The sequence below is a fragment of the Naasia sp. genome (genome assembly GCF_025465545.1).
Taxonomy (GTDB): Bacteria; Actinomycetota; Actinomycetes; order Actinomycetales; family Microbacteriaceae; genus Naasia.
The window spans coordinates 32,067-45,153 of sequence record NZ_JAODMK010000023.1; the positions used below are offsets into that span (position 1 = coordinate 32,067).

16 protein-coding genes are annotated in these 13,087 nt (G+C 70.4%); 9 read left to right on the plus strand and 7 right to left on the minus strand.

The window, feature by feature from the left end; all coding sequences use genetic code 11:
• Positions 1 to 68: 68 nt before the first annotated feature.
• Together rpsT and JWR33_RS07715 are read right to left on the minus strand one after the other, a co-directional pair.
• Positions 69 to 329: a 30S ribosomal protein S20 gene (gene rpsT, locus JWR33_RS07710; RefSeq protein WP_297410763.1), complete on the minus strand. Its 261-nt coding sequence runs from the start codon at positions 327 to 329 to the stop codon at positions 69 to 71.
• A 173-nt stretch (positions 330 to 502) separates the two neighbouring features.
• Complete coding sequence (locus JWR33_RS07715) at positions 503 to 1,243, minus strand: alpha/beta hydrolase (RefSeq protein WP_297410765.1); 741 nt, start codon at positions 1,241 to 1,243, stop codon at positions 503 to 505.
• 24 nt (positions 1,244 to 1,267) lie between these two features.
• Between JWR33_RS07715 and JWR33_RS07720 the strand changes: the two genes are divergently transcribed.
• Positions 1,268 to 2,413 carry an aminotransferase class I/II-fold pyridoxal phosphate-dependent enzyme gene (locus JWR33_RS07720; RefSeq protein ID WP_297410767.1) on the plus strand — a complete coding sequence of 382 codons (1,146 nt, stop codon included), beginning with the start codon at positions 1,268 to 1,270 and terminating at the stop codon, positions 2,411 to 2,413.
• Positions 2,414 to 2,509: 96 nt separating this feature from the next.
• On the opposite strand, the gene JWR33_RS07725 is transcribed toward JWR33_RS07720, so the two are convergent.
• The gene (locus JWR33_RS07725) at positions 2,510 to 2,986 is read right to left on the minus strand and encodes an NUDIX domain-containing protein (RefSeq protein ID WP_297410769.1); all 477 of its coding nucleotides are present in this window, start codon (positions 2,984 to 2,986) and stop codon (positions 2,510 to 2,512) included.
• Between the two features lie 84 nt (positions 2,987 to 3,070).
• Between JWR33_RS07725 and lepA the strand changes: the two genes are divergently transcribed.
• Positions 3,071 to 4,918, plus strand: a complete 1,848-nt coding sequence (lepA, locus tag JWR33_RS07730) for a translation elongation factor 4 (protein WP_297410771.1) — start codon at positions 3,071 to 3,073, stop codon at positions 4,916 to 4,918.
• A gap of 50 nt (positions 4,919 to 4,968) precedes the next feature.
• Here lepA and JWR33_RS07735 read toward each other — a convergent pair whose 3' ends face one another.
• Positions 4,969 to 5,295, minus strand: coding sequence for a DUF1905 domain-containing protein (locus JWR33_RS07735; protein WP_297410773.1), 327 nt, complete (start codon positions 5,293 to 5,295; stop codon positions 4,969 to 4,971).
• A 154-nt stretch (positions 5,296 to 5,449) separates the two neighbouring features.
• Here JWR33_RS07735 and JWR33_RS07740 point away from each other — a divergent pair, with 154 nt between their 5' ends.
• Positions 5,450 to 6,118: a DUF1990 domain-containing protein gene (locus JWR33_RS07740; RefSeq protein WP_297410775.1), complete on the plus strand. Its 669-nt coding sequence runs from the start codon at positions 5,450 to 5,452 to the stop codon at positions 6,116 to 6,118.
• Between the two features lie 2 nt (positions 6,119 to 6,120).
• Here the strand turns inward: JWR33_RS07740 and JWR33_RS07745 are convergent, their stop codons facing one another.
• Complete coding sequence (locus JWR33_RS07745; protein WP_297410777.1) at positions 6,121 to 6,786, minus strand: HAD family hydrolase; 666 nt, start codon at positions 6,784 to 6,786, stop codon at positions 6,121 to 6,123.
• Between the two features lie 78 nt (positions 6,787 to 6,864).
• Between JWR33_RS07745 and hemW the strand changes: the two genes are divergently transcribed.
• On the plus strand, positions 6,865 to 8,106 hold the full coding sequence (gene hemW, locus JWR33_RS07750; RefSeq protein WP_297410779.1) for a radical SAM family heme chaperone HemW: 1,242 nt from the start codon (positions 6,865 to 6,867) through the stop codon (positions 8,104 to 8,106).
• Positions 8,107 to 8,109: 3 nt separating this feature from the next.
• Here hemW and JWR33_RS07755 read toward each other — a convergent pair whose 3' ends face one another.
• Entirely contained in the window at positions 8,110 to 8,412 is a 303-nt protein-coding gene (locus tag JWR33_RS07755; protein ID WP_297410781.1) for a DUF4870 domain-containing protein, read from the minus strand.
• Positions 8,413 to 8,588: 176 nt separating this feature from the next.
• On the minus strand, positions 8,589 to 9,038 hold the full coding sequence (locus JWR33_RS07760) for a DUF4870 domain-containing protein (RefSeq protein WP_297410783.1): 450 nt from the start codon (positions 9,036 to 9,038) through the stop codon (positions 8,589 to 8,591).
• Positions 9,039 to 9,224: 186 nt separating this feature from the next.
• On the opposite strand from JWR33_RS07760, the gene hrcA reads away from it, so the two are divergent.
• The 5 genes from hrcA to JWR33_RS07785 form a co-directional block, all read left to right on the plus strand.
• On the plus strand, positions 9,225 to 10,247 hold the full coding sequence (gene hrcA, locus JWR33_RS07765; RefSeq protein WP_297410785.1) for a heat-inducible transcriptional repressor HrcA: 1,023 nt from the start codon (positions 9,225 to 9,227) through the stop codon (positions 10,245 to 10,247).
• 54 nt (positions 10,248 to 10,301) lie between these two features.
• Positions 10,302 to 11,396, plus strand: coding sequence for a molecular chaperone DnaJ (gene dnaJ, locus JWR33_RS07770; RefSeq protein WP_297410787.1), 1,095 nt, complete (start codon positions 10,302 to 10,304; stop codon positions 11,394 to 11,396).
• 4 nt (positions 11,397 to 11,400) lie between these two features.
• Positions 11,401 to 12,135, plus strand: coding sequence for a 16S rRNA (uracil(1498)-N(3))-methyltransferase (locus tag JWR33_RS07775; RefSeq protein WP_297410788.1), 735 nt, complete (start codon positions 11,401 to 11,403; stop codon positions 12,133 to 12,135).
• A gap of 47 nt (positions 12,136 to 12,182) precedes the next feature.
• Positions 12,183 to 12,533: an HIT domain-containing protein gene (locus JWR33_RS07780; RefSeq protein WP_297410789.1), complete on the plus strand. Its 351-nt coding sequence runs from the start codon at positions 12,183 to 12,185 to the stop codon at positions 12,531 to 12,533.
• 67 nt (positions 12,534 to 12,600) lie between these two features.
• Positions 12,601 to 13,087 (plus strand): PhoH family protein (locus JWR33_RS07785; protein ID WP_297410792.1); only part of this gene is annotated, 487 nt, incomplete at its 3' end.

Genomic DNA, 13,087 nt, shown 5'->3' on the forward strand with positions numbered 1-13,087 from the left:
TCCGGCGGCGCGGCAGAAATGCAGAAGGCCCCGCCGGAGCGGGGCCTTCTGAAGATCGGGAGCGACGCTCAGAGCGCGGCGACCTGTTTGGCGATCGCCGACTTGCGGTTAGCGGCCTGGTTCTTGTGGATGACGCCCTTCGAGGCCGCCTTGTCCAGCTTCTTGGTGGCGAGGGTCAGCGCGGCGAGGGCCTTGTCCTTGTCGCCGATGGTGGCGGCGGCGCGCGCGGCGCGGATCGCCGTGCGGAGCTCGCTCTTGACGGCCTTGTTGCGGTCGTGCGCCTTCTTGTTGGTGCCGATGCGCTTGAGCTGCGACTTGATGTTTGCCACGAGTTACCTTCTGCTTGTTCGAAATGGGGAGAGCCGGTGATGGGCCCGCGGATTCGCATCGCGCACGTCGCGGGAGCCGCCGGCCGTCACGCCGCCGATGGGCGCGTAAGCCAACAGAAGACATTACCAAACGCGGGGCCTCACCGCCAGCGGCCGGGACCGTCGGACGCTGGTCAGGTGGCGCTGGAGAAGCCGGCCGCTATGCCGAGCAGGATCCGGCTGAACTCGTCCGGCCGGGTCAGGCTCACCAGATGCGATGCGCCCGGAACCACGAGCAGGTCCGACCACGATTCGGGCATGCCCGGCCGGGCCTTCGCGGCGCGTAGATAGCGACGCTCCTCGAGCCGGAAATGGTCGAACTGCCCGTTGACGAGCAGGAGCGGCACCCGGATCCGGCCGATCGCCTCGATCGGTCGCACCCCAGCCATCGCCCGCAGGCCGTCGCCCATCACATCGAGGGCGACCCCGCCCCGTACCACGTCCTCGCGACCGGGGATCGGGATGAACCGGTCGATCATGAACTGGTTGATGGCGGCTCCGCGATCCGGCAGCCGCCCGATCGCGGCGGCGATCCCGCGGTAGCCCGCCAGGGCGGCACCGCGAGGGGTCGTTCCGCAGGCGGCCGCCACCATCCCGGCGATGCGGCCCGCGCCCCGCTCCGCCGCCCAGTGCAGCCCCAGGTAGCCGCCGAGCGAGAGTCCGCACACGAGCACCGGGCCGGCCAGCGCGTCGACCGCCTCATCGATGACATCCAGCGCGCCTGCCAGAGTGAAGCGCTCGCCGAGCCGCGTGCCATGCCCGGGAAGGTCCACCGCGCGATTCGGAATGCCGGCCGCGTCGAGTGCGTCGACCTGCGCGCGCCACATGGTCGCCGAGGTCCGGATTCCGTGCACGAGCACGATCGAGGGGCCCATCCCGCGAGACTACGCTGACGGGCGATGCCTTCTCTCGCCTCGCAGGTCGCCTCCGTTCCGCCCTCGGGAATCCGGCGCATCCACGAGATCGCGGTCCAGCTCGACGACGTGCTGGGCCTCGCGATCGGGGAGCCGGACGTGGCGGTCGCCCCGCACGTGCTGGCCGCCGGCAGTGCCGCCTGGCTCGCCGATGACACGAACTACACCGGCAACGGGGGCCTCCCGGAGTTCCGGCAGGCAGTGCGCGAGAAGCTCCGGGAGCGCAACGGCATCGACGTGGACCTCGAGCGCATCTGGGCCACGACCGGCGCCACCCAGGCCCTTCATCTGGCGATGAGCCTCACCCTCGCGCCGGGCGACGAGATCCTGCTGCCCGACCCGGGCTACACGACCTTCCCGATGAACGCGCGGATGCTGCACGCCGAGCCGGTTCCCTACGTGCTGGCCGTGGAGCGCGGCTTCCTGCCGGACGTCGACGAGCTGGAGCGTCTCGTCACCGACCGCACCCGCGTGCTCATGATCAACTCGCCGTCCAACCCGCTCGGTGCCGTGTTCCCCCGCGAGGTGCTCGCAACACTGCTCGACTTCGCCACCCGGCACGACCTGTGGGTGATCAGCGACGAGGTGTACGAGTCGTTCACCTACGGTCGGACGCACACGAGTGTCGCAGCCCTCGACCGGCACGACCGCGTCTTCAGCGTGTTCTCCGTGTCGAAGACCTACGCCCTGACCGGCGCGCGGGTCGGCTACCTGGTGACGCCACCCGCGTTCGCGGCCGTGCTGCGCACCTACCAGGAGGCGATCGTCTCCTGCGTCAACACCCCCGCCCAGCGCGCCGCGATCGCCGCGATCCAGGGCGACCAGAGCCACGTCGAGGTCGCGGCGGAGCACTACCGCGGCAACCTCGACGCGGCCACGGCGCTCCTCGACGAGCGGGGCATCCGCTATCTGCCGCCCACCGGCGCGTTCTACCTGTGGATCGACGTCTCGCACGCGAGCGACGGTGACGTTGCCGCCTGGGCGGAGTCCTTCCTTCTCACACAGCGGGTGTCGGTCGCTCCCGGGTCGGCGTTCGGCCGGAGCGGGGAGGGCTGGATCCGGATCTGCGCGGCCGCCTCCCGCGAGGTGCTGCTCGAAGGCCTCCGCCGCCTGCCAGCCCCGACTCCCTGACGCCGAGCCGTCCCCCGCCGAGTGCGCCCGGTGACGCCGAGCGCGGGTCGGACACGGGGCGCACTCGGCGTCTGGAGGCGCGCTCGGCGTCGCGCCTCAGAGCTCCTCGAGGTCCAGCGCCGCCGCCGGATCGTCCGACAGCGCGCGGGCGATCCGCCTGCGTGAGCCGTCGTCGAGCTCGGGCAGGGCACCGACCGGGAACCACGCCACGGCGAGCGACTCGTCGTCGGCGACGCGGGCGTCTCCGCCCAGGTAGCGGCAGCGGAAGGTGAGGTCGGTGAACTGGGTCCGGTCGCCGTTCGGATAGGTGATCGGCCGGGTGACCGATACCGCCGCGAGGCGCTCCACCGCCGCGGTGACGCCGGTCTCCTCCAACACCTCCCGCACGGCGGTGGCCGCCGGATGCTCGCCCGGCTCGACGATCCCGGAGACCGTCGACCAGCGGCCAGTATCGGCCCGCTGAGCGAGCAGCACCCGGTCGCCGTCGAGCACGATCGCGCTGACTCCGACGAGCCAGAGCGGGTCTGTCCCGACCTTGGCGCGGAGGGCGAGGATGAAGTCGGGGACCGGCATGCGGGGCAGTGTACGGGAGCGTCCGCGAGGTGCGCGGCCCGCCGGCGACGCAGCGGCACGAGATGCATGGGAAACTGAACCGACATGGCTCCCCGCGCATTCGACTCGCATCCGCCTGCGGCCACTCCGCCGGGGGCGCTCCGCAACTTCTGCATCATCGCCCACATCGACCACGGCAAGTCGACGCTCGCGGATCGCATGCTGCAGATCACGGGCGTCGTCTCCGACCGGGACATGCGCGCGCAGTACCTCGACCGCATGGACATCGAGCGCGAGCGCGGAATCACCATCAAGAGCCAGGCGGTCCGGATGCCGTGGGCCTACGCGGGGGAGACCTTCGCGCTCAACATGATCGACACGCCCGGCCACGTCGACTTCACCTACGAGGTGTCCCGCTCGCTCGCCGCCTGCGAAGGGGCGATCCTCCTCGTCGATGCCGCTCAGGGCATCGAGGCCCAGACGCTCGCCAACCTCTACCTGGCGCTCGACAACGACCTGTCGATCATCCCGGTGCTCAACAAGATCGACCTCCCCGCGGCCGAGCCGGAGAAGTACGCCAAGGAGCTGGCGAATCTGATCGGCGGCTCGCCGGACGACGTGCTGCGCGTCTCCGGCAAGACCGGCGTCGGAGTCGAGGAGCTGCTCGACCGCGTGGTCCAGAAGATCCCCGCGCCCACCGGCGACGCCGACGCTCCCGCGCGCGCGATGATCTTCGACTCCGTCTATGACAGCTACCGCGGCGTGATCACCTACGTGCGGATGATCGACGGCTCGCTCAGGCCTCGCGAGCGCATCCAGATGATGTCCACCCGGTCCGCGCACGAGGTGCTCGAGATCGGCGTCTCCTCTCCGGAGCCCTCGCCCACCAACGGGCTCGGAGTGGGCGAGGTCGGCTACCTCATCACGGGCGTCAAGGACGTGCGCCTCTCGAAGGTCGGCGACACCGTCACCAGCGCGGAGAAGCCTGCGAAGGTCGCGCTCGCCGGCTACACCGAGCCGAAGCCCATGGTCTTCTCGGGTCTCTATCCGATCGACGGTGCCGACTATCCCGACCTGCGCGAAGCCCTCGACAAGCTCAAGCTGTCGGATGCGGCGCTCGTCTACGAGCCCGAGACCTCGGTGGCCCTCGGCTTCGGCTTCCGCTGCGGCTTCCTCGGCCTGCTGCATCTGGAGATCATCACCGAGCGGCTGGAGCGCGAGTTCGGCCTCGACATCATCACGACCGCGCCGAGCGTGATCTACGAGGTGCACACCGACGACAAGAAGGTCGTCACCGTCACCAACCCGAGCGAATTCCCGACCGGCAAGATCGCCAGCGTCCGTGAGCCGGTCGTGAAGACCGCCATCCTGGCCCCCAAGGACTACGTGGGCACCATCATGGAGCTCTGCCAGGGCCGCCGGGGCACGCTGCTCGGCATGGACTATCTCAGCGAGGACCGGGTCGAGCTGCGCTACTCGATGCCGCTCGGCGAGATCGTCTTCGACTTCTTCGACCACCTGAAGAGCCGCACCCAGGGCTACGCCTCCATGGACTACGAGCCGATGGGCGACCAGGAGGCGGACCTCGTGAAGGTCGACATCCTGCTGCAGAGCGAGCAGGTCGACGCCTTCAGCGCGATCGTGCACCGCGAGAAGGCCTACGCCTACGGCGTGCTGATGACCGAGCGCCTGAAGAAGCTGATCCCGCGCCAGCAGTTCGAGGTGCCCATCCAGGCCGCCATCGGTGCGCGCATCATCGCCCGCGAGAGCATCAGCGCCATGCGCAAGGACGTGCTCGCCAAGTGCTACGGCGGCGACATCACGCGCAAGCGCAAGCTGCTCGAGAAGCAGAAGGAGGGCAAGAAGCGCATGAAGATGGTCGGCCGCGTGGAAGTGCCCCAGGAGGCGTTCATCGCCGCGCTCTCCGGCGACACCGAGGCGAAGAAGAAGTAGCGGTCCTGCATTCGGCCCAGATGCGAGTGGGGCGAGAAGCGTGGTCGGAGTCAGAGAGTCCGGCCGTCGCCGTTCGCCGCCCGACCATGGCGTGGGGCGACCGTCATCGCGACAGCCACGACATCGCCCTCGCCGACCCGCTCCCGGTCTCGAACGATCTTCTTCACCGGAAGCACATAGCCGCCGTTCCTCGGCAGCAGAGACGTCTCCCACTCCGTGGCACCGATGCGCGCGCGCACGGGGATCGCACCCCAGCCATAGGTGGTGACCGGCGCATCGGCCCGAACCTGGTCGCGCAGGTCGTCCGGGAGCGTGAGCCAGTAGAACGGCGCAGGCCCGCGCCACTCGAACAGCTCCGCCCGGAAAGTCGCGTCCATAGGGGCGAGGCTAGAGGGAGATCCCCGGGTTGATCGCCAGCCCGTCACGGCGCTGTCAGGGGGAGACCAGCTAACGTCGAGGGATGCACCGCACGCCGCCGTCGCGCTCCGTCGCCGCCCTCGCGGCCGCGAAGCTCCCTCAGGAGGGCGCCGAGTGACGGGACCTCGCCGTTCCTCGTCGTTCGGCGCCGACTCCTCCCTCAACTACGCGTCGATCGGCGCCACCCAGAACCCCGACGTGGTGCTGTTCCCGCCGAAGGGCTTCCGCACGTTCCAGCAGAGTCACCGGATCGGCAGCGGCGCGACCCGGTTCGAGATCGCCTCGCGAACCCTGATGACCTGGGGCGTGCACCGCAACAGCGGCATCCCCGTGGTGGACATCTCCCGAGAGGCGGCGGACCTCACCTACAAGGGCATCGAGTTCGACGGCAGCGGCCGTCCGGTCGGTCCGGCGGACCCGCCGGCCGAGGACCTCTTCGCCCCCGATGGCACCCCCTATGTCTCCGCGGGGATGACAGCGGTCATGATCTTCCCCATCGGGCCGTTCAAGGTGCGGGCTCCGGTGAAGGTGGTCTACACGATCGACGAGCCGGACCGGGTCGGCTTCGCCTACGGCACCCGGCACGGGCACCCGTCGAAGGCCGAGCAGCTGCAGTACGTCGAGCGGGAGCAGGACGGCTCCGTCTGGCTGACCATCCGCTCCATCTCGGCGCCGAGCAGTGGGCGCTTCAGGCTGACCACCACTCTGCTGCGGGCGACTCAGAAGCGCTACGCGCGGCGGTTCCTCACCGCGCTGCACCCCACCCGGTCCCCGAACGGCTGACGCTAGGCCTGCCGCAGGTAGGCCAGGAGGTCCGGCAGACCGGTGACGAGGTCCGGCATCACGAATACGGCGCCCGTCCGCTCGAGTTCGCGGGCCGGGAACACCCCGGTCGCGACCGCCAGGAACGGGATGCCGACAGCGGCGGCCGCCGCATCGTCGCTGGGGGTGTCCCCGACGATCACCCGCGGACTGCCGTGGAGTGCGGCGCTCGCCGCAGTGGTGAGCTCGCTGCGGGCGCGCGCCTGATCGCCGAAGAACGACCGCTCCCAGTCGAACAGGGCCGGGTCGAGACCGGCGCCCTCGAGCTTCACCCGGGCCCGCCGCGGTGAGTTGCCGGTGAGCAGGCAGTTCGTCCAGCCCGCCGCGAGCACGGCGTCCAGCGCCTCGTGCACGCCGGGGGCGAGCTGGCGGCGGTCCGCCCCCGTGTGCCGCTCAACGGAGAGATCATCGAGCCGGTCCGCGACGGCGTGGTGCAGGTCGGGGGAGAGCCCGTGCTCCGCGAGGCGCTCGGCGATGATCTGCCCGTCGACCTTGCCGTGCTCGGCCGGTCTGGGACCCGAGGGAGAGATGCCGGCGATCTGCTCGATCGCCTCGTCGTAGAGGCTGCCGGCCCGGGGACCGTTGAGGAGCAGGGTTCCGTCGACGTCCCAGAGCACGTATTTCGCCACCGCTCGACTCTTCCACATCGGAAGCGCCAGCCGGACCCGCCCGCCTCCGGGCCCCCGCGGAGCAGGGAGAATGGAGGGATGCCCAGCGCCCTGCCCCTCGCCGACCCGGCGCCGGCGGACGGGCTGCTGCCGGCAAGCGCCGCGCCCCGCGCGGGCGACCGGGCCTTCGGGGTCTACCTGCACGTCCCGTTCTGCCGGGTGCGCTGCGGCTACTGCGACTTCAACACCTACACCGCGACCGAGCTGCGCGGCGTCTCGCGCGACGACTATCCTGCCCACGCCGCCGCGGAGATCGCGTTCGCCGCTCGGGTGCTCGAGCGGTCCGGACTGCCCGAGCGCCCCGCCGCCTCCGTCTTCTTCGGCGGGGGCACCCCCACCCTCCTGCCGGCGACCGACCTGGTGCGGATGCTCGACTCTGTCCGCGCGGGCTTCGGCATCGCACCCGGCGCGGAGATCACGACGGAAGCCAACCCGGACTCGGTGGATGCCGACTACCTGCTCGTGCTGGCCGATGCCGGCTTCACCCGGGTGTCCTTCGGCATGCAGTCGGCCGTCCCGTCGGTGCTGGCGACGCTGGAGCGAACGCACGACCCTGCGCGCATCCCGCTCGTCGTCGGCTGGGCCCGCGACGCCGGACTCGATGTGAGCCTGGACCTGATCTACGGCACGCCGGGGGAGGGCCTCGGCGACTGGCGGACGTCGCTCGAGTCCGCCCTCGCCGAGGACCCGGACCACCTGTCGGCGTACGCCCTGATCGTCGAGGACGGCACCAAGCTCGCCCGGCAGATCCGCTCCGGGCTGGTGGCGGCGCCGGACGACGACCTGCAGGCCGACATGTACGAGCTGGCCGACCAGCTGCTCGGCGCGGCGGGCTACGCCTGGTACGAGGTCAGCAACTGGGCGCGGAGCGCGGCGGACGGCACGCCGGATCCACGGCTGCGCTCGAGGCACAACCTGGCCTACTGGACCGGCGAGGACTGGTGGGGGGTCGGACCCGGGGCGCACAGCCACGTCGGCGGAGTCCGCTGGTGGAATGCCCGCCACCCGGCGGCGTATGCGGAGCGGGTGCTCCTCGGCGATTCCCCCGCGGTGGGGCGCGAGACGCTCGGACCGGAGGCGCGGGAGCTCGAGCGCGTGCTGCTCCGGACCCGGATCCGTGAGGGGATCGCGATCCCGACGCTGCCCCCACCGGCGCGGGCAGCCGTCGCCGGACTGATCGCCGACGACCTGGTGGACGCAGAAGCCGCCCTCCGCGGTCGGCTGACGCTGACGCTGCGGGGGCGGCTCCTGGCCGACGACGTGGTGCGCCGGCTCACCTGACCTCTACTTGACGAACTTGATGGTGAGCGGGTACGAGTACGGCTCGCCCGCGTTCGCCTTCATCGCGGCGAGAATCCCGAAGACGACCACCAGCACGAACACGACGAAGTACAGCACGACGCCGATCAGCACCAGGAAGAGGAGGCCCGACACGATATAGGCGATCAGCATCGTGAGCTGGAAGTTGAGTGCCGTCTTGGTGTGCTCCGCCACGAAGGCGCCGCGGTCCTTGAACACGAGGAAGGTGATCAGCGGAGCGAGGAAGCCGAAGATGATGCCGCCGACATGGGTCAGCGTCGACCACATGCGCTGGTCATGTGGGGACAACGGCGCGGCCGGCGGGTAGGCGCCCGGCGGGGGAGGAGGCGGCGTAGCGCTCATGGGATTCCTTCTGGTTCTCAGTGGAGCCCCAGTAAACCGCACGGGCCGGGAACCTCGCGGTTCCCGGCCCGTGCGACGCGCCGATCGAAGCGGAGGCCGCCCTACTTGATGAGGCGGACGTTCACCGGGTAGCGGTAGGTGCCGCCGGCGTTGACCCGGACCCCGCCGAGGATGGAGAACACGACCGCGACGATCACGACGATCCAGTGGATGAGCAGCTGGATCAGTGCCCAGAGGCCGAACGTCACGATCGAGAGGATCGTGCCGATGATCGCATTGATCACGAGGACTGCGGTCACCAGGATCTGGAAGTTCAGGGACTCCTTGCTCTCCACATTGGTGCGAGGACCACGGTCCTTGAAGACCAGGTAGGTGATCAGCGGCGGAACCCAGCCGAGCCAGAAGAGGACGGCGACGCCGCCGAAGTGCGCGACGGAGGCCCACTGCTTGTCCTCGGCCGTGGTGAGCGGGGCGGCAGGAGCCGCGGGCGTGTAGGGCTGCTGCGGCCCGCCGGCGGCCGGGCCTTGCGGCGGGAGGTTCGAGTTGCTCATGAGGTGCCTTTCGTCGAAGGGATGCGCATCACGCCTGCAGGCTCGATTTTGGCGAGCATCCGCGCTGGCACGGGCTCAAGATACTCCCGCTGCATTGTCCCTGCAATCGCGGAAAAATGACTGGCTCGGGGTACAATTGGCACTCAGTCGGCGCGAGTGCCAGGACTTGCCGCGGAGGGGATCGCCATGGTGTCAGAGCGTGGCCTCGAGGTGCTCCGGGTGATCGTGCAGGACTACGTCGCCTCCCGTGAGCCGGTGGGGTCGAAGACCCTCGTCGACCGGTACGGCTTCGGCGTCTCCGCCGCCACGATCCGCAACGACATGGCGCAGCTCGAGGAGGAGGAGCTGATCGCGGCTCCGCACACTTCGTCGGGGCGGGTGCCCACCGACAAGGGCTACCGCGTGTTCGTGGATCAGCTCTCCGATCTGCGACCGCTGAGCGCCGCCCAGAAGCAGGCGATCGAGACATTCCTCGGCTCGTCCGTCGACCTCGACGACGTGCTCTCGCGGACGGTGCGCCTGCTCTCCCAGCTCACCCAGCAGGTGGCCCTGCTGCAGTACCCGACCCTGTCCCGTGCCACGATCCGGCACATCGAGGTCGTCCTGCTCGCCCCTGCGCGGCTGCTCACCGTGCTCATCACCGACGGTGGACGGGTGGAGCAGCGCGTGGTCGACATGCCGCAGGACATCGACGCGCACTTCCTCGACGAGCTCCGGACGAAGCTCAACGCCTCGCTCGGGGGCGCGTCGCTGCCGGAGGCAGCGGAACGGCTGCGCTCCCTGCCGGACTCGTTCGCCCCGGAGTCGGTGCCGCTCGTCGAGCCGGTGGCCCGGTCACTGACCGAGCAGGCGCTCGCCGGCAGGCAGGACCGCTTCGTGCTCGCAGGCACGGGAAACCTGGCCCGCACGGAGAAGGACTTCCCGGGGAGCATCCACCCCGTGCTCGACGCGATCGAGGAGCAGGTCGTGCTGCTCAAGCTCTTCAGCGAGATGGCGCACGATCAGAACGGCGTCGCCGTCAGCATCGGCCGGGAGAACGCGGCCTTCGGACTCGGCGAGGCCTCGGTCCTCTCGACGGGCTACAGTTCCTCGTCTGGAGAACTCGCCCGCCTGGGGGTGCTCGGGCCCACCAGAATGGATTACTCGAACAACATGGCGGCCGTGCGCGCCGTCGCCCGTTATCTCTCCCGCCTCCTGGGCGAGGGATGACGTTCCGCTTCTCGACTGCGCCGATCCGCGCGTCCGAAAGGTTCTCCCTCCGCTGTGGCTGATCATTACGAAGTGCTCGGTGTCGCTCGCGACGCCAGCGTCGACGACATCAAGAAGGCGTATCGCCGCCTTGCCCGCGAACTGCACCCCGACGTGAATCCCGGGGCGGACGCGTCCGACCGGTTCAAGCTGGTGACGCACGCCTACGACGTGCTCAGCGATCCGCGGCAGCGTCAGGAGTACGACCTCGGCGGCCGCGGCGGAGGCGACGCCGGCTTCGGCGGCTTCGGCGACATCTTCGAGACCTTCTTCGGCGGCGCCCAGCGCAGCGGGGGACCGCGGTCACGGCGGGAGCGGGGCGGCGACGCGCTGCTCCGGCTCGAGGTGGACCTCGAGGACGTCGTCTTCGGCACCCATCGCGACGTCGAGGTCGACACGGCGGTCCTCTGCGAGACCTGCAAGGGCTCGTGCTGCCAGCCCGGCACGACGCCGGTCACCTGCGACATCTGCGGCGGCAGCGGCACCATTCAGCGCACCGTGCGCTCGCTGCTCGGCAACGTGATGACCTCGAGCCCCTGCGGAACCTGCCGCGGCTACGGCACCGTCATCCCGAGCCCCTGCGCCACCTGCCAGGGTCAGGGACGGGTTCGGGCGCGACGCACCCTGCCCGTGGACATCCCCGCGGGAGTCGAGACGGGACTCCGGCTGCAGCTCCCCGGTCAGGGCGAGATCGGCCCGGCCGGCGGCCCCAACGGTGACCTCTATCTCGAGGTGAAGGTGCGGCACCACGAGACGTTCAGCCGCAGCGGCGACGACCTCCTCGCGACGCTCGAGATCCCGATGACGGACGCCATCCTCGGCTCGGTGGCCAACGTCGCGGCCCTCGACGGGGACGTCGAGCTGGAGATCCGCCCCGGCACGCAGAGCGCCGACGTGCTCACCATCAAGGGACGCGGCGTCACCCGGCTCCGCGGCCAGGGGCGCGGCGATCTCAAGATCGGCGTGCAGGTGGTCACGCCCACCAAGCTCGACCGGCACGAGCGCGAGCTGATCGAGAAGTTCGCGGGCCGCTACCGCACGCAGAAGCCGCAGCTGTCGCACTTCCAGCAGGGCCTCTTCGGCAAGCTCCGCGACCGCTTCCTCGGCTGAGCGGATGGCGCACTTCTACCTGATCGATTCGCTCGAGGGCGTCACCCCGGGCTCGCTGGTGCGTGTCGAGGGTGCCGAGGCGCGGCATGCCTCGTCGGTGAGCCGGATCCGCTCGGGCGAGACCGTCTCGGTCGGCGACGGTCGCGGCACCGTCGCGCGGGGCGTCGTCAACACCGCCTCCGCCTCGGCCGTCTCGGTCCGGATCGGCCGGATCGGCTCCACTCCTCGACCCGAGGCCGAGATCGTCCTCGTCCAGGCGCTCGCCAAGGGGGATCGGGACGAGCTCGCCGTGCAGGCCGCAACGGAGCTCGGCGTGGACCGGATCATCCCCTGGCAGGCCGAGCGCAGCATCTCCCGCTGGACCGGCCCCAAGGCGGAGAAGGGCCGGGAGCGCTGGCAGGTCATCGCCCGCGAGGCGGTCAAGCAGTCGCTCCGGCCCTGGCTGCCCGAGGTGGAGCCGCTCGCCGGCCGCACGGAGATCGAGGCGCTCGCCGCGACCACCACCCTCCTCGTGCTGGAGCCGACGGCCGAGCTGGGCCTCGCCGACGCGGTCCGCGGCGTCACGGGCGACCTCGCCGTCGTGGTCGGTCCCGAAGGCGGCCTGTCCGAGCGTGAACTGGCCGCGCTGACCGCCGCGGGAGGGCGACCGGTGCGGCTGGGGCCCACCGTGCTGCGCACGTCGACGGCCGGTCCCGCCGCCATCGCCGCTCTGGGAGTGCTCCTCGGGAGATGGGACTGAGGCAAGCCCGGGCCCCGCACACAGTGGGCGAACGTAGAATCGATGCTGTGACTGGGCCGTCGATCTTCACGCGCATCCTCTCCGGGGACATTCCCGGCGAGATCGTGCGCGACACCGACCGCCTGTTCGCGATCCGGGACATCGCCCCGCAGGCGCCGCTGCACCTGCTGGTGATCCCCAAGACCGAGGAGTACCGCAACGTGGCTGAGCTGGCCGCCGGAGACCCGGGGCTGCTCGCCGAGCTGGTGGCACTGGCGGGAGAGCTGGCCGCGGAGCACGGCGACGGGGACTTCCGCCTGGTCTTCAACACGGGCGAGGGGGCCGGGCAGACCGTGTTCCACGTCCACGCGCACGTCCTCGCGGGCGCACTACCGGAAGGATCCCTTGGCCAGGGTTGACGGCATTCCCGCCCCGCTCGACGGGGCATCGGGCGCGGAGGAGCGCATCGCGGTCGACGGGGTCGCCATGGTGCGCCTGCTCGGCCCCCAGGATCGGTTCCTCAAGCAGATCGAATCCCGGTTCCCCAGCGTCTCGGTGCTCGCACGCGGCAACGAGGTGTCCCTCCGCGGCGATCGGCCCTCCGTCGATGCCGCACGACGACTGATCGAGGAGCTCCTGCAGATGATCCGGAACGGACAGGACCTCGGTCCCGTCGACGTGGGCAGCTCCGCCCGCATCCTCGAAGACAACCCGGGGTCCTCGCCGTCCGAACTCCTGGGCCAGGCCATCCTCACCGCGCGCGGCAAGGCGATCCGGCCGAAGACGCTCGGCCAGCGCGAGTACGTGGACGCCATCGACCGCAACACGATCGTCTTCGGCATCGGGCCCGCCGGCACCGGCAAGACCTACCTCGCCATGGCGAAGGCGGTGCAGGCGCTGCAGCGCAAGGAGGTGAGCCGGATCATCCTCACCCGTCCCGCGGTGGAGGCCGGAGAGCGGCTCGGCTACCTGC